An 18141-nucleotide genomic window follows, 5' to 3' on the forward strand; every position below is an offset into this window, starting at 1 on the left:
AGGGGTGGGTCCGAGGTGTTCGGACCGGGCACCCGCAGCACAGTACACACCGTCATCGATCGATCTCGCACGGTCGAGTGAGACTTCGCGCCGAAAGTGCTCGGTATCTGTTCGCTTCTGCGTCGACTGTCTGAATTGCCATCGTGCGCACGCGAGTTGATGTGAGCTGCGCGTCCCGGCCGCCGTGAATATGATCATAGGGTCGGCCGACTGCTGCGGACGGGGGCTGCCCGTCCGGCCCCCTCTTCGCCCGTCCGGCCGACGGTCCCGGCTGCCCTGCGCCGATCCGCGCCCGGCTCGTCGCCCAGTGGCCGGCGCGCGGCCGGACGTTCCGTCCCGGCCGGACGCGCAGTCCGTGTCCTTCGCCGTCCTCTCCCGGCGCGCGCGCGTGAGGGTGGCGGGATCCGCGGCCCGTGACGGACTACACGCCGCCCGGCGGAGTCATCACGGCCAGCGTGCCGTTGGCCTGACGCAACGCCAGCTCCAGCCTGGCGGGCGAGTGCAGCGCACCGGTCCCGTCCGGTGGCACCAGCCACTCCAGGAACCGTGCCGACCGGTACGGCGGAGGCACCGCGACCCAGGTGCCCCGGCTCGCGTGCCGCAGCCCGGCGCCGATCCACCGGCTGCCCGGATCGGGTGGCAGGAAGAAGCCCACCCGGTGGGCCGCCGTGTCCACGAGGGTCGGCCCCGGTACCGGCAGCGAAGGCTGCCACAGCAGGTCCAGGGTGAGCAGGCCCAGCCGGTCGGGCACGCTGAGCACGTCCCAGTACCGGCCCGCCTCCAGCAGCACGATCCCGTTGCCCTGGTCCCACTCCCGCTTGCAGACCCGTGGGTCCGTCGCGGCGGCGGCGAGCCACTCCACGCTCCGCCCCCACATCACATCGCTCATGTCCGCTCCGTATGAGATCCGCCCGGGCCCGGGCGCACCTGCATGCTGGTGCATATTTCTACGTGGCGGGAGGGGTGGCGAACCCTGGCGTTTCGGTCTGGTTCGTTCGAGCCCCGTATCCCTGTTCGGTCGGCGACCTCGGACGGGAGCGCCCGGAGCGGTGTGCCCCGGGGCGCGATGGGTACCCGGCGAGCGAGCCAAGGACGCAAGGATCACGCTGGAAGGAGGCCCGCATGGCCACTGGCACCGAAACCGGCGACGTGACCGGCACCCGGGACAAGGACTACAACCTCATCTGGTACGTGGAGGCGTGTCTGAGCAACGCGCTGCGGCTGGAGACCTACATCCAGGACGCCGAACGCGCCAAGGACACCGAGGTCGCGGACCTGTTCCGCAAGGCCCAGGCCGACAGCCGCAAGGGCGCCGAACTGGGCAAGGATCTGCTGCGCACGCGCCTGAGCGGCGGCTGAGCCGCGCCACGCGAGGGGCCCGGACACCGTGGGACGGCCACGGCGTCCGGGCCCGTCCGGCTGTCCCGGGCCGGGTCGGCCGTCCGGGCCGGTTCGTGGTGTCCGGGCACCTTCGGGTGTCCGGGCCGGTTCGGACGTCAGGGTCTGTTCGGAGGTGAGTCCGTCCGCACGGTCCCGGACGGACTCACCTCCGGCTCGTGCCGCCCTGCGGCACGGACAGGGGCGGCTCGGCCCGGCGCAGCTCGGCCAGCAACTCGTTCTGGCCGGCGAGGAGTTCGGTCAGGATGCGGCGGGCCGCCCGCAGCAGCTCGGCCACGTCACCGCCGGCGAGCGCGTAGCTGACCGTCGAGCCCTCCCGGATCGACACCACGGTCCCGGAACGGCGCAACACGGCCAACTGCTGCGACGGATCGCAGTGTGCGCGGGATGCGGCGGGGTCATGTCGTCGTGGCCGTGGCGGCTCAGGTACTCCGCCTGCGCGTGGGCGCCGCTTGCGGTCGGCCGGACGAGCGGGCAGGGTTCGGTGCCGTGGCCACCTTGCTGATCGTCCATCACACCCCCTCGCCGAACTGCCAGGCGATGTTCGAAGCGGTCGTCTCCGGTGCGACCGACCCCGAGATCGAAGGGGTCCGCGTGGTCCGCAGGGCCGCCCTCGCCGCCACGGCCTCCGACGTCCTGGACGCCGACGGCTATCTGCTGGGCACCCCGGCGAACCTCGGCTACATGTCCGGCGCCCTCAAGCACTTCTTCGACCAGGTGTACTACCCCTGCCTCGACACCACCCGCGGCCGCCCCTTCGCCTACTACGTCCACGGCGGCAACGACGTCACCGGCGCCGTCCGCGGGATCGAGGCCATCACCACGGGCCTGGGCTGGCGGCGCACCGCCGACCCCGTGACCGTCACCGGGGAACCCGGCAAGGCGGATCTGGAGGCCTGCTGGGAGCTGGGCGCGACGACGGCCGCGGGCCTGATGGACTGAGAGCCCCGGCGCCCGGCGCCCGGACCTCGCCCCGGCCACCTGTCCCGGCTCACAACGTCCGTCCCGCCTCACCTGTCCCCGCGCACGCACCTCCCGGCTCGCCCGTCCCGGCTCATCCGCGCCGGCTCAGTCCCACAGCGGGTAGCTCATGACCTTGGCGAACTGCTCCGGCCGCTCCGCCGGGTACTCCAAGCTGATCCGCCCGTAGCGCTGGACCTGCGGGTCCTTGCTCCAGGAGCGCGGCTTGTCGAGCCGTACGACGACCGCGTACGAGTGGAAGGTGCCCGCGGCGCAGTACGGCTTGCAGTCGTTGACGACGTTGACACCCTTGGCCCTCGCCGAGTCCGCGCGCCAGTGGTCCCACTTCAGCGAGAGGAGACGGCTGTTTCCGTCGCCGCAGGCCAGGATGAAGTCGGCAGGCCGCGTCTGCGGGTGCCAGAGGCAGTCGACCAGGACGGGAACCGCGGTCTGCCGCGCGGTGGTCCCTTCAGCCCGCTGCCCGGGCGGCGATGTGGCGGGTGCGGCCGAGGCCGTACCGATCGCCGCGGTGAGTCCCAGCGCGGCACACAGCAGAGCCGCCGTCCTCGTGGTGTGTCCGCGCATGTCCGCTCCCGCCAGCCAGTGTCGCAGCCCGGTTCTGTACCGACGCTACGACGACGTGCGGACGCTGACCACTCGAACGGGCCAGAGCCGCTGCAGAGCGCCTGAGCGGGTCGCCGTTTTTCCCGTCCCGGCGGGTACCTGCGGACGGTGCGCAGGACGGCCGAGCGGGCCGCCCTCCGGTGCGGCGCGGGCCCGCCGGTGCCGGGGATCACGGCCGACGGCGTGACAGCGATCACGGCCGACGGCGTGCCCGAGCGTCCGGAGGCGCAGGCGGGCGCCGTCGATCGGACAGGTGTGCCCCTGGGGCAGCCAGGCGTCCCCCTGGCGCGCGGCCGGGACCTCGGCCCGGTGCGGAAACGTCGCGGCCCGGTGCGGCCCGGTGCGGCCACCCGGTTGTCAGTGGTGGGTGCCAAGCTGCTGGTCATGGACGAGGCTGACTTCATGCGGGGCCGGGTCTACGGCGCCGACCACGACGACGCGAGCCCCCGCCCGGACCGCGCCTACGCGGAGCTCGTGGGCGGTCCCCTGGACGGCCTGCTGCTGGACGTCACGGACACCTCCGACGGCGACCCGTCGGAGGTGTCCCTGACCACGGAGCTGGGCCGGTACGGCCCCGGCGGCCGGGCCCTGTACGTGCGCCGTCCCGCGGACGGCCGCCGGTTCGACTGGCGGGGGGACGCCCCAGGGGTTCTCTGACGGCTGCTTGTCCGATCGCACGAAGATGGCCACGGCGGGGTTACCTCTTCGCGCCGGGCTTGATAGGAAACCTTCCTGTCAGTCGCGCCACAGAGTCACCTCCACCACCCCCCACTCCTCATCCGGAGCCACTGTGATGTACACCTCGCGCGCGGCGGAGGACCCCACCGCCGCGTCCCGCCGCACGGTCCTCGCCCTCCTCGCCGCGTTGGCGGCGACGCCGCTGATCGCCTCCCCGGCGGCCGTCGCCGCGCCCCGCGCCACCCGGGACCTCGACAACCCGGCGAAGAAGGAGATCGCCATGAAACTGGTGTCGAGTGCGGAGAACTCCTCGCTCGACTGGAAGGCCCAGTACCAGTACATCGAGGACATCGGCGACGGCCGGGGCTACACCGCCGGCATCGTCGGCTTCTGCTCCGGCACCGGCGACATGCTGGACCTGGTGCAGCTCTACGCCGACCGCCGGCCCGGCAACGTCCTCGCCCGGTACCTGCCCGCCCTGCGCGCGGTGAACGGCACCGACTCCCACGCGGGCCTCGACCCCGACTTCCCCGAGGACTGGCGCGAAGCCGCGCGGGACACGGCCTTCCAGCGGGCGCAGAACGACGAACGCGACCGCGTCTACTTCGACCCGGCCCTCCGTCGGGCCAAGGCGGACGGCCTGCGGACCCTGGGCCAGTTCACGTACTTCGACGCCATCGTCATGCACGGCGACGGCGACGACGCCACCAGCTTCCGCGCCATCCGCAGGCGCGCCCTGAACAAGGCGAAGCCGCCGACGCAGGGCGGCGACGAGACGACGTACCTGCACGCCTTCCTCGACGCCCGGGTCTGGGCGATGAAACAGGAGGAGGCACACAGCGACACCAGCCGGGTCGACACCGCGCAGCGCGTCTTCCTGCGCAAGGGCAACCTCGACCTGGACCCGCCCCTGGACTGGAAGGTGTACGGCGACAGTTACCACATCGACTGAGGGGTGCCCCCGGTCGATCGGCCGCACACGCGCGGACCGCCGCGGAACCGTCCGACGGCGTCCGCGTGTGCGTCAGTGGTGTGCCTGGGGCATAGGGGGCCGGTTCGGGGGTAGGCGGGCGGCCATGAACGGGGTAGTGAAGGCGGTCCGGATGGAACCAGTCCCGCCCGACGACAGGTCCTGCGGGGCCGGCGCGGGTCCTGTCGAGACGACGGTGGCCCTGGACGGCGAGGCCGGCTGCATCGCCGGGGCCCGGCATCTGACGGGTGATTTCCTCACGCGCGTCCAGCGTGAGCACGGTGTGCCGGTGTCGGCACGGACCCTGGACGTGGCGCAGCTCGTGGTGAGCGAACTGGTCACCAACGCGCTCCGCCACGCCCCGGGCCCGGTGCTGTTGCAGCTGCGTGTCGCCGGTGCCGCGGTGGAGATCGCGGTCTGGGACAGCGAGCCGGCGCTGCCGGTGCCGCGCGGGGCGGACCCGACGCGGGTGGGCCAGCACGGTCTGGAGATCGTCATGGCCGTGGCCCAGGACTTCGCCGTCGTCAGCGAACCGGTCGGCAAGCGGATCGTCGCCCGCCTCGGTCTGCTCGACGGGCTGTGAGCGGGCACCCGGTCAGTGAGGGGCGGCGCCGCCCTCGTCGACCACGACGCGGAACGTCGCCGCGCCCAGGGCGAGCACTCCGTCGGACAACGGCGTGCAGCGCACCCCGCCCTTGCCGCGCAACGCGCGTTGCGCGCCCGGCCCGACGGTGACGTCCATCCACGCGCAGGGCCGCGCCGGGCGGTGCACGGCGAACGTCACGGGACCGTGCGCGCCGTCGAGGACGATCGTGGAGCCGGTGTAGGAGTCGATGTCCACGCCCCGCAGCAGGACGTTCCGGCGCGTGTGCCGGAGGTCGGCGGTCGGGGCGATGTCCAGCGGGAGGTTCTCGGCGGCCATGAGGGTCACCGCCGCGTCCCGGTGCGCCGGCCGGCCGAAGTAGCGGTCGCCGACCAGCCCGAGACCACCGCGGACCCGCACCGACTCCACCAGCTCGCCGCCCGGGCCGTCCGCCGGCCCGTCCGCGGGACGCCCGGCGAACCGGTGCACGGGCGAGACCAGCAGCTGCACGACCTCCACCTCGATCACGGGTTCCACCCTAGGCCCCCGCGGGACGGGCAGGGCAGCGGCCGCCGACGGACGCGACCGCTGCCCGCCCGGCGGTCAGGGCTGCCGGCGGATACCGGCGCAGTTCGAGGCGGCGGGCTTGCCGTCGAGCCGGTCGGTCAGCCAGGAGATCGCCGCGCCCTGGTCGGCGAGCAGCGGAGCGAAGTGGTTGAGCAGGGAGCGGCCGAGCGGCAGCAGCACGACCGGCTTGTAGGTGACGTCGGCTCCCTTGGCACACCAGGCCACGGCGAGCTCCCGCGTCTGCGCGTGCGGCACGAGGTCGTCGGCGGTGCCCGTCGCCACCCGCACCGGGGACGCCGGCCTGAGCGTGCCGATGCGCTGCTCGGCCAGGAACGCCTTCAGCGTCGGCTCGGTCTCGATGATGTCGCCGAGTGAGCGGCCGTCCGTGGTCCAGGCGGTGCTGCGCGCCGAGTTGTAGGCGAGGAGGGCGTCGCCCACGCACATGGTGGACAGATCCTCGAGGGCCGCCTTGCCGGCCGCGTTGAGGTGCGCGTCGGCGATGGGCTTCAGGGCGGGATCCGACTGGACGAATCCGTTGACCGACCAGCCGAGCGCGCCGGCCAGGTCACCGCCGTCGATGGCCTCGGTGACGGCGGCCAGGTCCGCGGGCGCGGCGCCCGTGTAGGTCCCGGCGAGCGGCACGTCGGGCGCGTACGAGGGCTGGAGTTCGGCGGCGGCAGCCGTGGCCCCGCCCCCTTGGCTGTAGCCGAACAGCCCCACGCGGGAGTCGTGCGTGAGCGACGTCCCGTCGAGGGCCCGGGCCGCCCGTACGGCGTCCAGCACGGCGTGCGCCTCGTCGACCCGGTTGACGTAGGTGTGCAGCCGGTCCGTCGTGCCCAGCCCGGCGTAGTCGGTGACCACGACGGCGATGCCCCGGGCCAGGAGCCGGTAGATCGCCAGGTTCTCGTAACCGACGGACAGCGTCTGCCCGTTGAGGAGGAGGGGCCGTTCGAGGCCGAGGGAGGCGGCGCACTGGTCGCCCTGGCCCATGGTGCCGGGTGCCAGCGCGACCAGCGGCCGCGGTCCGCTGCCCTTCCAGGCGGCCGCCGGCTCGATGTAGGCGCCGGTGACGGCCATGGGCTGCCCGGTGGAGTCCGTGGACTTGTACATCAGCCGGGTCGCTCTGCCGGGGAGCGGACCGTCGACGCCCGGCAGGCTCAGGGCGAGGGGAAGCCGCTCGGTGCGGACCAGGGCACCGTCGGCGGCGGGCAGTGAGGCGGGCGGAGTGTAGAACGCCGGGATGGTGACACCGCGCGACACCACGGCGTCGGTGTCCGGTGCCGCGGCGGCCGGGACGGCCGGCGTACCGAGGCAGGCGGCTGCCGTGACGGCGGCGGCCAGCAGGCGGGTGGGGGCGGGCATGGCGGACCTCCTGGGGAAGAAGGGAGGCCGAGCCTTCCTCTGCGGCTCGGGTGACTCACGGCCCGGTGAGGACGGACCGCTCGGCACGGAGCCCCGGTCGTCCACCGCTGCCCCGTACCGCTTGCAAAGCGCTCGCTCTTAGACGAACTGTCAGGAGACGGTAGCCGCCCTGGCGTTACCCGCGGTACCCGCCGGTAGGTTACGGTTCAGTAATATGGATGGCGCGCTCACCCGGTGATCGAGTGGTGACCGCCCCGGCGCGGGCGTACGGTCGAACGGTGGACACGACAGTGGACGCCACCGTTCACTGACCACTTCCCGGGCCCGCCGCGCAGCGGGCGACACGCCATGAGCAGCACTCCGCAGCCGGCTTCCGCGACCCAGACCTCCACCCGGCGACAGGGCGGTGGCGGACACGCGATGGCGCTGCTGGTCATCGCCTCCTGCCAGCTCATGGTGGTCCTCGACATCACCATCGTGAACATCGCGCTGCCCCACATCCAGCGCTCCCTGGACTTCTCCACCACCAGCCTGTCGTGGGTGGTCAACGCCTACACCCTCACCTTCGGCGGACTGCTGCTGCTCGGCGGCCGGGCCGGCGACATCCTCGGCCGACGGCGCGTCTTCGTCTTCGGCGTCCTGCTGTTCGTCCTCGCCTCCCTCCTCGGCGGCTTCGCCCAGGGACCCGGCCAACTCCTGGCCGCCCGCGCCCTCCAGGGCGTCGGCGGAGCCATCGCCTCCCCGACCGCCCTCGCCCTGATCAGCACCACCTTCCGCGAAGGACCCGCACGCAACCGGGCGTTCGGGGTGTTCGCCGCGGTGTCGGCGGGCGGCGGCGCGATCGGCCTGCTCGCCGGCGGCATGCTCGTCGAGTGGCTGAACTGGCGCTGGGTCTTCTTCGTCAACGTCCCGATCGGCCTGCTCATCGCCCTGGCGACACCCCGCTGGATCAAGGAGTCCGAACGCCTCCCCGGCCACTTCGACCTCACCGGCGCGCTGACCTCCACGGCGGGCATGGTCATGCTGGTGTACGGCTTCATCCGGGCCGCCCAGGACGGCTGGCGCGACGCCCTGACGCTCGCCTCGTTCGCCGGGGCCGTCGTCGTCCTGGGGCTGTTCGTCCTGGTCGAGCGGCGTTCCAGGCAGCCGATCACACCGCTGCACATGTTCGGCGACCGCAACCGCGCGGGCACCTACGGCATCATGCTGTGCCTCGCCGCCGCGATCTTCGGCATGTTCTTCTTCCTCACGCTCTTCGTGCAGAACGTGCTGGACTTCAGCCCGTTGCAGGCCGGGCTCGCCTTCCTGCCGGTCAGCGCCGTCATCGCGGTCGGCGCCGGCCTGGCCTCCCGCTTCCTGCCGGCCTACGGCCCCAAGCCCTTCATGGTGGTCGGCGCGATCCTCGCCGCGTCGGGCCTGGCCTGGCTGACCCTGACCGACGTGCACTCCACGTACGCGGGCAGCGTCCTCGGCCCCATACTCGTCTTCAGCCTGGGCATGGGCATGGAGTTCGTCTCCCTGACCCTGATGGCGCTCTCCAACGTCCTCACGCAGGAGACCGGCGCGGCCTCCGGCCTCCTCAACACCACCCAGCAGGTGGGTGGTTCGATCGGTCTGTCCATCCTGGTCACGATGTTCGGCACGGCCAGCGGCAACGAGGCGGAGAAGCAGGTCGCCGGCTTCCTGGCGCAGGCGACCCCCGCCGAACGCCTGCGCTTCCAGCGCACCGGCGAACTCCCGTCGCCCTGGTCCGACGAGGTCCTCACCGCGGGCGTCTCGGTGGCCTTCGTCATGGCGGCCGTCTTCGCCCTGCTCGCGGCACTGATCGCCGTCCTGGTGATCCAGGTGCGCCCCTCGGACATCGAACGCCTCAAGGGCGGGGCCGCACCCGGAGGCAGGTGACCGGTCTCCGGACGTCCCGGGCAGCCCCGGGCCTCCGTGGCTTCGGGGCTCCGGGTTAAGGTCCGCACATGCTTCAGCGAGACGTGGGGATCCTGCACCCCGGTGCGATGGGAGCGAGCGTCGCGGCGCAGGCCGTGGCCGCCGGGGCCAGGGTCTGGTGGCTGACCGCAGGCCGGTCGGCGGCGACCCGGCAGCGGGCCGCCGAGCTGGGACTGCGCTCCGCGGCGAACCTGCGGGAGCTGGCCGGGACGTGCGACACCGTCCTCAGCGTCTGCCCTCCCGCCGCCGCCCTCGACGTCGCCGGACAGGTGGCGGCGGCAGGCTTCCGGGGCCTGTACGTCGACGCCAACGCCGTCAGCCCGCAGCGCATGGCCGACATCACCCGGCTGTTCGAGGACGGCGGAACGACGGTGGTGGACGGAGGCATCACGGGACCGCCGCCGCGCGAGACCGGAACGACCCGCCTGTACCTGTCGGGCGACGCCACGGCCGTCGCCCGCGTCGCCGCCCTCTTCGAGGGCACCGCGCTCGCCGCGGTCGCCCTGGACGGCCCGATCGGCCGGGCGTCGGCCCTCAAGCTGGCCTTCGCCGCCTACAACAAGATCTCGTACGCCCTGGCCGCCCAGGCCTGCGCCCTGGCCGACGGCCACGGGGTCCTGGACGACCTGCTCGACCTGGCGGCCGACGCCCTGCCCGGCACCCCGCTGGCCGGCACGGAGCGACTGGCCGGCGCCGGGCCGCGAGCATGGCGATGGGAGCCGGAGACGCGGGAGATCGCCCGTGCCTGGCGGGAAGCCGGCCTGCCGACCGCCTTCGCCGAGGCCGCCGCGGAGACGTTCGCGCGCTGGGAGGGCCACAAGGACGACCGGACGGTGACCGGCGCGCGCCTGATCGCCGATCTGCGCCGGGCCGACGGCGGCCCCGCCACATGAGCCGGCGGAACCAGCGGAACCACCGGTGTCCCGCCGGGCACCGGTGGTTCCGCCGATCCGCCCGTGGCGTCAGTCGTCCAGCGCGGTCAGTACCTCGCCGAGGTCGACGAACTTGAAGTTCGTCGCGGCGCGGTCCTCGGCGTCACCGGCGTCGTCGTGGCCGTCCTGGACGACGAGCAGACCGTGGGGGTACCTGCTCCCCAGCGGCGCGTCGAGCGCCGCGGCGCCGTCGCACTCCTCCGAGCCGTCGGGCCCCGTCGCCGTCGGGCCGACGCGGAAGCCGGCCTCGTACTCGTTGTCGTCGTCGAGCTCACGGTCGTAGGCGGCGAAGGTGTTGTCCCCCTGGCTGGAGGCCAGCAGGTAACCGTCCCCGTCGGCCTGCGAGACCAGCGTCAGGCCCTCGACGTCCGCGGCGAGCCGGGTGCCGCCGTAGCCCGGGTCGTTCCCGCTCACGCACTCCTCGGTGGCCTCGTCGTACGTGCCGGGCACGCCGTACTCCCGCACCTTGTCGAGGAGTCGGGGGGTACCGGTGAGGGTGGCGGGGACGCGCCAGATGCCGATGTCCTCCTGCCCGGCGTAGAGGGTGCCGTTCGCCGGGTCGACCACCATGCCCTCGACCTGGGGCAGTTCGCCTGGCTCCGCGCACGGCGACCAGGAGCTGCCGTCGGGCAGGCGGAAGGACGAGGGCAGGTTCAGGGTGCGGACCTTGCGGTAGCCGACCCTGCCGTCGGCGGTCGGGGTCAGTTCGAGCAGGGCGATCGTGGTGCGCTCACGCCGACTCACCAGTGCGTAGGTGCGGCCGGTCGCCCTGTCGGTCCAGGTGGCGAGACCGTAGGCGGTGCGCTGCTCGTTGATCTCGGCCTGGTCCGCGGAGAAGACCGGCCCGGCGGCCGCGTCGGTGACGTCCGTGAGGGGGCGACCGGGGGAGCGGGGGTCGATGCGGTAGACGCGCAGGCGGTCGTTGCCACGGTCGGTGGTGACCGCCACGTCGGCCGGCCCCGTGGAGAGTCTCATGCCCTGCACGAGGTCGACGTTGTTGAAGCGGCCCGGCGCGTCCTCGGGCCCCGGTCCGGCAGGGGCGGCGATCGCCTGCACGAGCCGGGCGTCGAGGTCGTAGACCCGCAGCCCGCCCTCCTTCGCGGTGGCGACGACGAGACTCGCCTCGGGGCGGGCGGCGTTGCGCCAGATCGCGGGGTCGTCCGCGTCCGAGTTGCCGCCCTCCTCGTCGTCGAAGAGAGCCGGGGTCTCGACGCGGGGCAGGACGGCCGGCAGGACGTCGTCGTCCTCCGCGGACGCGGGGAGCGCGGCGGTGAGGGCGAGTGACGCCGTGAGGACCGAGACGGCGAGCGATCTCGCAAGAGGTCTGGCCACGTCGACTTCCTTCCGTAGCGGGCTTCCTGGGCGGGCATGACAACGTGGTGATCTTGGTCGCCGGGGCGAACACCGAAGCGGCCGGCGGATGAAGGGAAGGCACCGTCGAGCGGAACAACTGCCGGTGCCCGGGAGGGGTTCCCGTCACCGCCGGTGTGCTGAGGACGGGTCGCCACCGTTCGGCGGCCCCCCGGGCCCGACCGGATCACCGAGAGCCCGGAGGCTCGAGTGACTCCGGCTCATCATCCCCCGGGGGCGCATGAACGTGACGTACTCGCACCGTGATCGGCGCCCACTCCCGACCGCCCTTGGCGCCAACCCCCGACCGCCGTTCGTCCGAGGCGGTGCACGGTGGATGTGTTTGCCGTCGGAGCGAGAGGCAAAGCGATGTCCATGAGTGAACCGAACACGCAACCGAACGAGGAAAACGAATCCAGGCGGGCGACCGCTGCCAAGGCCCGGAAGGCCGCGGACAAGGCGACCGCTCCCGCCTCACGAGCCGCCAAGAGCGGAGCGGCGAAGGCCGGTGACGCCACGTCAGCGGCGAAGTCCGCGGCCGGGCGCACCGCCGAGGTGACGACGGGCGCCGCGCACAGCGCCGCCCGCGGCGTCGAGGCGGGCCGCCAGGCGATCATCGCCACCTCGGGGCAGGTCGCGGCCACGGCCAAGACGGCCTGGACGGTCATCGCCGCCCGCAAGGTGGTCGCCGCCGGCGTGGGCGCCGGGCTGACCGCGCTGACCGCCGCCTCCTACGCGGCGGGCCGCCGGTCCGGACGCCACACGCACGGTCCCCTCACCCGGCTCACCGGCGGACGCATCTGACGGGCCATCCGACGGGCCTCCGGCGCCGGCGTGCCGCCGGACGGCCCGTCTCCCGGGAACCCCGCCCGGCGGCGGGGTGCGCGCCCTTCCCGTCCGACGACGGCGACGGCGCGCGACCTGCCCGCGGTCGTGACGCCGTCCGCCGCCGTCACCCCGCCCGCGCGCCGACCGCCGACGTCGCCCGGTGACGATGAGTCCGGCGCGCCCGGGCACCCGCCCCAGTGATCATCCCGAGGTCTCCGACGGGGAGGACAGCATCACCGTGACCGCACCCACCCGCCCTCCGCTGCCTCGGCGACCGGTACGCCGGCGCCGTTTCGACCTGCGGTCCACGGCCTTCTTCTTCGCTCTCCTCGCCCTGCTCATCAGCCTCGGAGGGCTGGCCGTCCGCACCGCGGCGGCCGCCGCGGAACGCCACCCCGCCTGGGCCGCGGCCCTGCTCCTGCTGACCGCGGCCGCCGTGGCCGCCGGTCACCGGGGCCGACGGCGCTGGTCGGCCCGCAGGCTCGTGCGGCGCGCCACCGAGACCCTCGAGGAAGCGGCCGAGACCGCTGCCGACGCGCTGGACACCGCCCCACCCGGGCCCCACGGGAACGACGTCAACGGCGTCAACGGTGGGGCGTGGGACGCCGTACCCGAGGGACCGCACAACGCCGGCCCAACGGCGGCCACCGTCCCCCTCCGCGACCACCTCACCTACGACGAGACGCTCGTCGTCACCCCGGATCCGGGCCCGGCGCAGCCGCCCGCCGGCGCCACCGTCATCGGCGTCGGGGCCTTGGAGGAACTGGAACCGGCGGCGTTCGAGGAGGCGATAGCCGACCTGTGCGTCCGCGACGGCTGCGCGGACGTGGAGGTCGTGGGCGGGGCGGGTGACCTGGGCGCCGACGTCCTGGCGGTGGCGCCGGACGGGCGCCGAGTCGTCATCCAGTGCAAGCGCTACGCCGACGGCCACAAGGTCGGCTCCCAGGACATGCAGCGCTTCGGCGGCACCTGCTTCACCGTCCACGCGGCCGATGTCGCCGTCGTGGTCACGACCAGCGACTTCACGGCACCCGCCGCCGAGTACGCCGAGCAGTGCGGCATCGTGTGCGTGGACGCCGAACGCCTGGGGGAGTGGCGGTCCGGCACGGGCCCACGGCCCTGGGAGCCGCGCCACGCCGAGGACCGCACCGACGGCTGAGCCGGGAATGTCGATGATTGTTCTGGTTCGTCCGCCGGTGGAGTGGGCACTTGGCGGTGAGCGAACGGCGAGCGAGGGAGGTTGCTGTGGCGGTTCGGCATCGTCTGGTGAAGACGGACCCGCGGACTGTGTGGTCCGTCCTGGCGGACGGCAGTCGCTACGCGGACTGGGTGGTGGGGACGTCGGCGTCGCATCCGGTGCGCGGCCAGTGGCCGCAGACGGGTGCGGCGATCGAGTACGAAATCCGGCTGGGGCCCGCCCGCCTCACCAACACCACGGTCGTACGGCGCTGCGAGGAGGGCACCGGACTGGAACTGGAGGCGCGGGCGGGTGCGCTCGGCACCGCCAGAATCGCCCTCGAACTACGCCCCTGGGGCGAGCACTGCCTGGTCATCGTGGACGAGCACCCGTTGCAGGGGGCGGCCGGAGCGCTGCACAACGTGGCCGTGGAAGCGCTGATCCAGATCCGGCACCGCGCCATGCTGGCCCGGCTGGCCCGGGTGTGCGAGGACGAGGCCGCCGCCCGCCGCGACGGGAGCGGCCGGCCCCCGTCCACGCCGTCCGAGGCGGCGGGGCAGGGCGTCGGCGGAGGCGGCGATGCCTGACGCCGTCGTGATCGGCGCCGGACCCAACGGGCTGGTGGCGGCCAACATCCTCGCCGACGCGGGCTGGAGCGTGGAGGTCCTGGAGGAACAGCCCGAGCCGGGAGGCGCGGTCCGCCACGACCGGGGTGTCGACCCCGACTTCGTCAACGATCTCTTCAGCTCGTTCTACCCGCTGGCCGCCGCCTCCCCGGTGCTGTCCGCCCTGCGCCTGGAGGACCACGGCCTGCGGTGGGGGCACGCGCCCCGCGTCCTCGCGCATCCGCTGCTCGACGGCCGGTGCGCGGTCCTGGACCGCAGGGTCGACGTCACCGCCGACTCCCTCGACGCCTTCCACCCCGGGGACGGCGCCGCCTGGCGGCGTCTGCACGCCGTGTGGGAACGCGTGCGCCCCGACCTCCTCGACGCCCTGTTCACGCCCTTCCCGCCGCTCAAGGCGACGGCCCGACTCGCCGTCCGGCTGCGGGGCGCGGGCGGGCTGCGGCTGGCGCGGACTCTCGTCCTGCCGGTACGGCGCATGGGCGACGAGGAGTTCGGGGGCGAGGGCGGCAGGCTCCTCCTGGCGGGCAACGCGTTGCACGCCGACCTCGCCCCCGAGGCCGCGGGCAGCGGGGGCTTCGGCTGGCTGATGTCCATGCTCGGCCAGACGTACGGCTTCCCGGTGCCGGTCGGCGGCGCGGGCGCCCTCACCGCGGCCCTGGTGCACCGGCTGCGCTCGCTCGGGGGCACCCTGCACTGCGGGCGGCGGGTCGGCCGGATCCTCGTCCGGGACGGACGGGCCGTCGGCGTACGCACCACCGACGGCGAGACGGTGGCCGCGCGCCGTGCCGTCCTCGCGGACGTGTCCGTCCCCGCGCTCTACGGCGAACTGGTCGAACCGGAGCACCTGCCCTCCCAGCTGCTGGCCGACCTCGAACGGTTCCAGTGGGACTTCGGCACCTTCAAGGTCGACTGGGCCCTCGACGGCCCCGTGCCCTGGCGGGCCGAGCGGGCCGCGCAGGCCGGAACGGTCCATCTGGCCGACGGCCTCGACGAGCTGACCCGCTTCGCGTCCCAGATCGCCATGCGTCAGATCCCCGACCGTCCGTTCGCGCTGTTCGGCCAGATGACGACGGCGGACGCCTCCCGCTCCCCGCGCGGCACCGAGTCGGCCTGGGCGTACACCCACGTGCCCCACCACGTCGCCTCCGACGCCGGGGACGAGGGTCTCACCGGCACCTGGGACGACCGGGAGCGGAACGTGATGGCCGACCGCGTCGAACGCCAGGTCGAACGATTCGCGCCGGGCTTCCGGACGCTGATCCGCGCCCGCCGCGTCCTCGCCCCGCCCACCCTCCAGGAACTGGACGCCAACCTCTGGGGAGGCGCCATCAACGGCGGCACCACGGCCCTCCACCAGCAACTCGTCTTCCGGCCGGTGCCGGGCACCGGGCGACCCGAGACACCCGTGCGCGGGCTGTTCCTCGCCTCCGCCGGCGCCCATCCGGGCGGCGGCGTGCACGGGGCCCCGGGCGCCAACGCCGCCCGTGCGGCCCTGCGGCGGCACCGGGCCCCGGGGCTGGTCGGGATGCAACGCGTCCTCACCCGCCGGGACCGCGGCGGAGACAGACCACCGCCCGTCGGCTGACCCGGCAGGGACACCGGTGGGCGATCACCGCAGGGACCGAAGGAGTACGCCGTGGCAGACAGCCCTCTTCGGAACCGGACCGTCGTCGTGACGGGCGCCGCCCGTGGACTGGGCGCGGCGCAGGCCCGTGCCCTCGCCCGGCGTGGAGCCCGGCTGGCCCTGCTCGGCCACGAGAGACCCGCGCTGGAGGCCGTCGCGGCCTCACTGCCCACCCCGGCCCTGGCCATCGCGACCGACATCACCGACGAACCGGCCCTCGAGCGCGCGGCCGCGACGGTCCGCGAGCGACTGGGTCCGCCGTCGGCCGTCGTCGCGAACGCGGGCATCTCCGAAGGGGGGCCGCTCGCCGCGGCGGACATGGCCTCCTGGCGGCGGGTCGTCGAGGTGAACCTCGTGGGCAGCGCCCTGACGGCCCGGACCTTCCTGCCCGACCTCCACCGGACGGCGGGCTACTTCCTCCAGATCGCCTCCCTCGCGTCGATCGGCGCCGCCCCGATGATGAGCGCCTACTGCGCCTCCAAAGCCGGCGTCGAGGCATTCGCCCACTCGCTGCGGGCGGAGGTCGTCCACCACGGTGTGGCGGTGGGCATCGCCTATCTGAGCTGGACCGACACCGACATGATCCGGGACGCCGACCAGTACCCGGTGCTGCGTGAACTGCGCGCACAGATGCCGCCGCCCGCCCGGCGCGTCCACTCGGCGGAGGCCGTCGCGGAGCGGCTGGCGCGCGCGGTGGAACAGCGGCGCACCGCCGTCTACGTGCCCGCCTGGCTGCGGCTGGCCCAGGTGACGCGGGCCGCCCTGCCTCCCCTGGTGCTGCGCCGGTGCCGACGCGAACTGCCGCGCCTGGAGGCCGAGGCGGCCCTGCGCCCCACGGGCCTGCTCGGCGCCGGCGGCCGGGCCGACCGCGGCGCGACGACGACGGCCTGACGGGCGTACGGCAGTTCCTCACCCGATGTCGGCCACCGGCCTCCGGCGCAGCACGAGCAGCGCGGTGTCGTCGCTGGCCGTGCCCGCCGAGTGGCGCCGCAGATCGCGGTAGACGGTGGCCGGCACGTCACCGGGGCGGATGTCGCCCCAGCTCGCGGCACGCTGCTCGAGGGGGTAGAAGCCGCCGGAGGGGTCGCGGGCCTCGGTGACCCCGTCCGTGCAGAGCAGGAGCGTGCTGCCGGACGGAAAACCGAACCACTCCACGGTGCGCGGCTCCGGAGCCAGGGCGTCGAGACCGAGCGGAACACATGGCTCGCCCCGGAGAACCGGTCCCGGCCGCTCGGTATGGAGCAACAGGGGCGCGACATGCCCGCAGTTGATCACCTGGACCTCCTCCTCGGAGCCGACGCCGAGCACCAGCGCCGTCACGAACCGCTCGCTCTCGCCGACCCGCGCCGCGAACGAGTTGTGCCGCAGCACCGCGTCCTCCAGGGCGTCGACCACGCCGGTGAGCGTGGGCTCGGACACGGCCGCCTCGCGGAAGGCACTCAGGACCGCGAAGGCCGCGCTGATGGCCGGCAGGCCCTTGCCCTGGACGTCGGCGATGAAGACACGGCTGCCGTAGGGGGAGGCCACGACCTCGTAGACGTCGCCTCCCACCCGGCTGTCCTCCTCCACCGGCTGGTAGAGGCCATGGACCAGGAGTTCGTCCGTCACCAGCGGGAACGGCCGCAGAAGCTGCCGTTGCAGGGCGGCCGCGGCGGAGCGCAGCCGGGCGATCTCCCCCTCGTCGCGGACCCGCTGGGCCGCCCGCGCGACGCTGAGACCGTTGAAGACGAGGGCGAAGACGACGGTCGCCACGCCGGCGCCGACCGAGTCCTCCGCGGCGTCGAACAACGCCCCGATGATCATGACCGTGGCCCACCCGGAGGCGACGGCGGTCTGCCGCACGGTGCCTCGCCCGGCGACCAGCGCGGGCACCACGACCAGGAACGGAGCCAGCCTGGTCTCACGGTCCAGGAACACCCCGACGACCGCCAGGACCACCGTGAGACCCACCAGCCAGAACAGCACGACGGACCAGCGCAGAGGAGGCGTCGTCCGGCCCCCACCGCCGACCGCGGACGCGCCGTCCGGATCCCTCGACGTACCCACCGTCCCTCCCGCTCGTGAGACCTGGGACGAACCCCTCGACAACACCCTCCCTCACTATCCGCCCACCGTCGCGGCGTGACGGTGGGCCGGGACCGCGCGCATGCGCCACGAATCCCGGGAAACCGTCCGCGAAGCACTCCGGGAACTCCGGGGGGAAAGCTCCGGGAACTCCGGGGAAAGTGGGGGAGGGAAGCCGCCGAGTGACAGGGCAGTGCCGGGGATCGGGGCGGGCGCCCGCTTCGAGGACGGCGCCCTCGACTCCGGGCACCAAAGGGCCTACGAGGCACCGGACGCCCCGGCCGACGCCCCGGCCGCGTTCCGGCGGGCCGCGCACTCGACCGCGCCCGGCGCCCGGCGCTCTTCCGCGGCCTGGACGAACGCGGCGCCCGACACACCGTGGGCGAGGCGACGCCCCGAGCGGGCCCCCGGCGGGCAGCCCCGCCGCGTGCGGAATACTGCCTCCGGACGACACGGC

18 protein-coding genes and 1 pseudogene are annotated in these 18141 nt (G+C 73.9%); 12 read left to right on the forward strand and 7 right to left on the reverse strand.

The genetic code is table 11. The annotated features are described in order from the left end of the window. Positions 1–421: 421 nt before the first annotated feature. The gene (locus tag ACF1A1_RS33765) at positions 422–889 is read right to left on the reverse strand and encodes a hypothetical protein (RefSeq protein WP_392005083.1); all 468 of its coding nucleotides are present in this window, start codon (positions 887–889) and stop codon (positions 422–424) included. A gap of 233 nt (positions 890–1122) precedes the next feature. On the opposite strand from ACF1A1_RS33765, the gene ACF1A1_RS33770 reads away from it, so the two are divergent. Further along, a complete protein-coding gene (locus tag ACF1A1_RS33770; protein WP_392005085.1) occupies positions 1123–1359 on the forward strand; it encodes a hypothetical protein in 237 nt (78 codons plus the stop codon). Between the two features lie 184 nt (positions 1360–1543). Here the strand turns inward: ACF1A1_RS33770 and ACF1A1_RS33775 are convergent. Beyond that, a pseudogene (locus tag ACF1A1_RS33775) lies at positions 1544–1765 on the reverse strand (transcriptional regulator); the annotation flags it as partial. A gap of 122 nt (positions 1766–1887) precedes the next feature. On the opposite strand from ACF1A1_RS33775, the gene ACF1A1_RS33780 reads away from it, so the two are divergent. After that, on the forward strand, positions 1888–2340 hold the full coding sequence (locus ACF1A1_RS33780; RefSeq protein WP_392005087.1) for a flavodoxin family protein: 453 nt from the start codon (positions 1888–1890) through the stop codon (positions 2338–2340). A gap of 126 nt (positions 2341–2466) precedes the next feature. Here the strand turns inward: ACF1A1_RS33780 and ACF1A1_RS33785 are convergent, their stop codons facing one another. Beyond that, positions 2467–2943: a hypothetical protein gene (locus ACF1A1_RS33785; protein ID WP_392005089.1), complete on the reverse strand. Its 477-nt coding sequence runs from the start codon at positions 2941–2943 to the stop codon at positions 2467–2469. A gap of 423 nt (positions 2944–3366) precedes the next feature. Here ACF1A1_RS33785 and ACF1A1_RS33790 point away from each other — a divergent pair, with 423 nt between their 5' ends. From ACF1A1_RS33790 to ACF1A1_RS33800, 3 genes are all read left to right on the forward strand, one after another. Further along, entirely contained in the window at positions 3367–3639 is a 273-nt protein-coding gene (locus ACF1A1_RS33790) for a hypothetical protein (RefSeq protein WP_392005306.1), read from the forward strand. Positions 3640–3775: 136 nt separating this feature from the next. Next, positions 3776–4612 carry a chitosanase gene (locus ACF1A1_RS33795; RefSeq protein ID WP_392005091.1) on the forward strand — a complete coding sequence of 279 codons (837 nt, stop codon included), beginning with the start codon at positions 3776–3778 and terminating at the stop codon, positions 4610–4612. Positions 4613–4763: 151 nt separating this feature from the next. Then, on the forward strand, positions 4764–5213 hold the full coding sequence (locus ACF1A1_RS33800) for an ATP-binding protein (protein ID WP_392005093.1): 450 nt from the start codon (positions 4764–4766) through the stop codon (positions 5211–5213). A 12-nt stretch (positions 5214–5225) separates the two neighbouring features. On the opposite strand, the gene ACF1A1_RS33805 is transcribed toward ACF1A1_RS33800, so the two are convergent. Together ACF1A1_RS33805 and ACF1A1_RS33810 are read right to left on the reverse strand one after the other, a co-directional pair. Continuing rightward, entirely contained in the window at positions 5226–5741 is a 516-nt protein-coding gene (locus ACF1A1_RS33805) for a molybdenum cofactor biosysynthesis protein (RefSeq protein ID WP_392005095.1), read from the reverse strand. A 75-nt stretch (positions 5742–5816) separates the two neighbouring features. Beyond that, a complete protein-coding gene (locus tag ACF1A1_RS33810) occupies positions 5817–7142 on the reverse strand; it encodes an alpha/beta fold hydrolase (RefSeq protein WP_392005097.1) in 1326 nt (441 codons plus the stop codon). Between the two features lie 348 nt (positions 7143–7490). Between ACF1A1_RS33810 and ACF1A1_RS33815 the strand changes: the two genes are divergently transcribed. Continuing rightward, a complete protein-coding gene (locus ACF1A1_RS33815) occupies positions 7491–9044 on the forward strand; it encodes an MFS transporter (protein WP_392005099.1) in 1554 nt (517 codons plus the stop codon). 68 nt (positions 9045–9112) lie between these two features. Beyond that, positions 9113–9976 carry a DUF1932 domain-containing protein gene (locus ACF1A1_RS33820; protein WP_392005101.1) on the forward strand — a complete coding sequence of 288 codons (864 nt, stop codon included), beginning with the start codon at positions 9113–9115 and terminating at the stop codon, positions 9974–9976. Positions 9977–10045: 69 nt separating this feature from the next. On the opposite strand, the gene ACF1A1_RS33825 is transcribed toward ACF1A1_RS33820, so the two are convergent. Next, positions 10046–11347 carry a phytase gene (locus tag ACF1A1_RS33825; protein ID WP_392005103.1) on the reverse strand — a complete coding sequence of 434 codons (1302 nt, stop codon included), beginning with the start codon at positions 11345–11347 and terminating at the stop codon, positions 10046–10048. A 387-nt stretch (positions 11348–11734) separates the two neighbouring features. On the opposite strand from ACF1A1_RS33825, the gene ACF1A1_RS33830 reads away from it, so the two are divergent. From ACF1A1_RS33830 to ACF1A1_RS33850, 5 genes are all read left to right on the forward strand, one after another. Next, positions 11735–12169 (forward strand): hypothetical protein, encoded by a 435-nt coding sequence (locus ACF1A1_RS33830; RefSeq protein WP_392005104.1) that lies wholly within the window; start codon positions 11735–11737, stop codon positions 12167–12169. A gap of 262 nt (positions 12170–12431) precedes the next feature. Beyond that, the gene (locus ACF1A1_RS33835) at positions 12432–13352 is read left to right on the forward strand and encodes a restriction endonuclease (RefSeq protein ID WP_392005106.1); all 921 of its coding nucleotides are present in this window, start codon (positions 12432–12434) and stop codon (positions 13350–13352) included. 86 nt (positions 13353–13438) lie between these two features. Next, positions 13439–13957, forward strand: a complete 519-nt coding sequence (locus ACF1A1_RS33840; RefSeq protein WP_392005108.1) for an SRPBCC family protein — start codon at positions 13439–13441, stop codon at positions 13955–13957. Then, complete coding sequence (locus tag ACF1A1_RS33845) at positions 13950–15581, forward strand: phytoene desaturase family protein (RefSeq protein WP_392005109.1); 1632 nt, start codon at positions 13950–13952, stop codon at positions 15579–15581. Before ACF1A1_RS33840 ends, ACF1A1_RS33845 begins: the two co-directional genes overlap by 8 nt. Before the next feature lie 51 nt (positions 15582–15632). Beyond that, complete coding sequence (locus ACF1A1_RS33850) at positions 15633–16511, forward strand: SDR family oxidoreductase (protein ID WP_392005111.1); 879 nt, start codon at positions 15633–15635, stop codon at positions 16509–16511. An 18-nt stretch (positions 16512–16529) separates the two neighbouring features. Here ACF1A1_RS33850 and ACF1A1_RS33855 read toward each other — a convergent pair whose 3' ends face one another. After that, a complete protein-coding gene (locus ACF1A1_RS33855; RefSeq protein WP_392005113.1) occupies positions 16530–17666 on the reverse strand; it encodes a PP2C family protein-serine/threonine phosphatase in 1137 nt (378 codons plus the stop codon). Between the last annotated feature and the right edge of the window lie 475 nt (positions 17667–18141).

Source organism: Streptomyces sp. NPDC014995, from assembly GCF_043080745.1.
Classification (GTDB): Bacteria; Actinomycetota; Actinomycetes; order Streptomycetales; family Streptomycetaceae; genus Streptomyces.

Excerpts from the sequence above, each read along its gene's own strand:
- ACF1A1_RS33765 (WP_392005083.1), bottom strand. The coding sequence starts at position 889 with ATGAGCGATGTGATGTGGGGGCGGAGCGTGGAGTGGCTCGCCGCCGCC.
- ACF1A1_RS33770 (WP_392005085.1), top strand. The coding sequence starts at position 1,123 with ATGGCCACTGGCACCGAAACCGGCGACGTGACCGGCACCCGGGACAAG.
- ACF1A1_RS33785 (WP_392005089.1), bottom strand. The coding sequence starts at position 2,943 with ATGCGCGGACACACCACGAGGACGGCGGCTCTGCTGTGTGCCGCGCTG.
- ACF1A1_RS33790 (WP_392005306.1), top strand. The coding sequence starts at position 3,367 with ATGGACGAGGCTGACTTCATGCGGGGCCGGGTCTACGGCGCCGACCAC.
- ACF1A1_RS33795 (WP_392005091.1), top strand. The coding sequence starts at position 3,776 with ATGTACACCTCGCGCGCGGCGGAGGACCCCACCGCCGCGTCCCGCCGC.
- ACF1A1_RS33800 (WP_392005093.1), top strand. The coding sequence starts at position 4,764 with ATGGAACCAGTCCCGCCCGACGACAGGTCCTGCGGGGCCGGCGCGGGT.
- ACF1A1_RS33810 (WP_392005097.1), bottom strand. The coding sequence starts at position 7,142 with ATGCCCGCCCCCACCCGCCTGCTGGCCGCCGCCGTCACGGCAGCCGCC.
- ACF1A1_RS33815 (WP_392005099.1), top strand. The coding sequence starts at position 7,491 with ATGAGCAGCACTCCGCAGCCGGCTTCCGCGACCCAGACCTCCACCCGG.
- ACF1A1_RS33820 (WP_392005101.1), top strand. The coding sequence starts at position 9,113 with ATGCTTCAGCGAGACGTGGGGATCCTGCACCCCGGTGCGATGGGAGCG.
- ACF1A1_RS33830 (WP_392005104.1), top strand. The coding sequence starts at position 11,735 with ATGTCCATGAGTGAACCGAACACGCAACCGAACGAGGAAAACGAATCC.
- ACF1A1_RS33845 (WP_392005109.1), top strand. The coding sequence starts at position 13,950 with ATGCCTGACGCCGTCGTGATCGGCGCCGGACCCAACGGGCTGGTGGCG.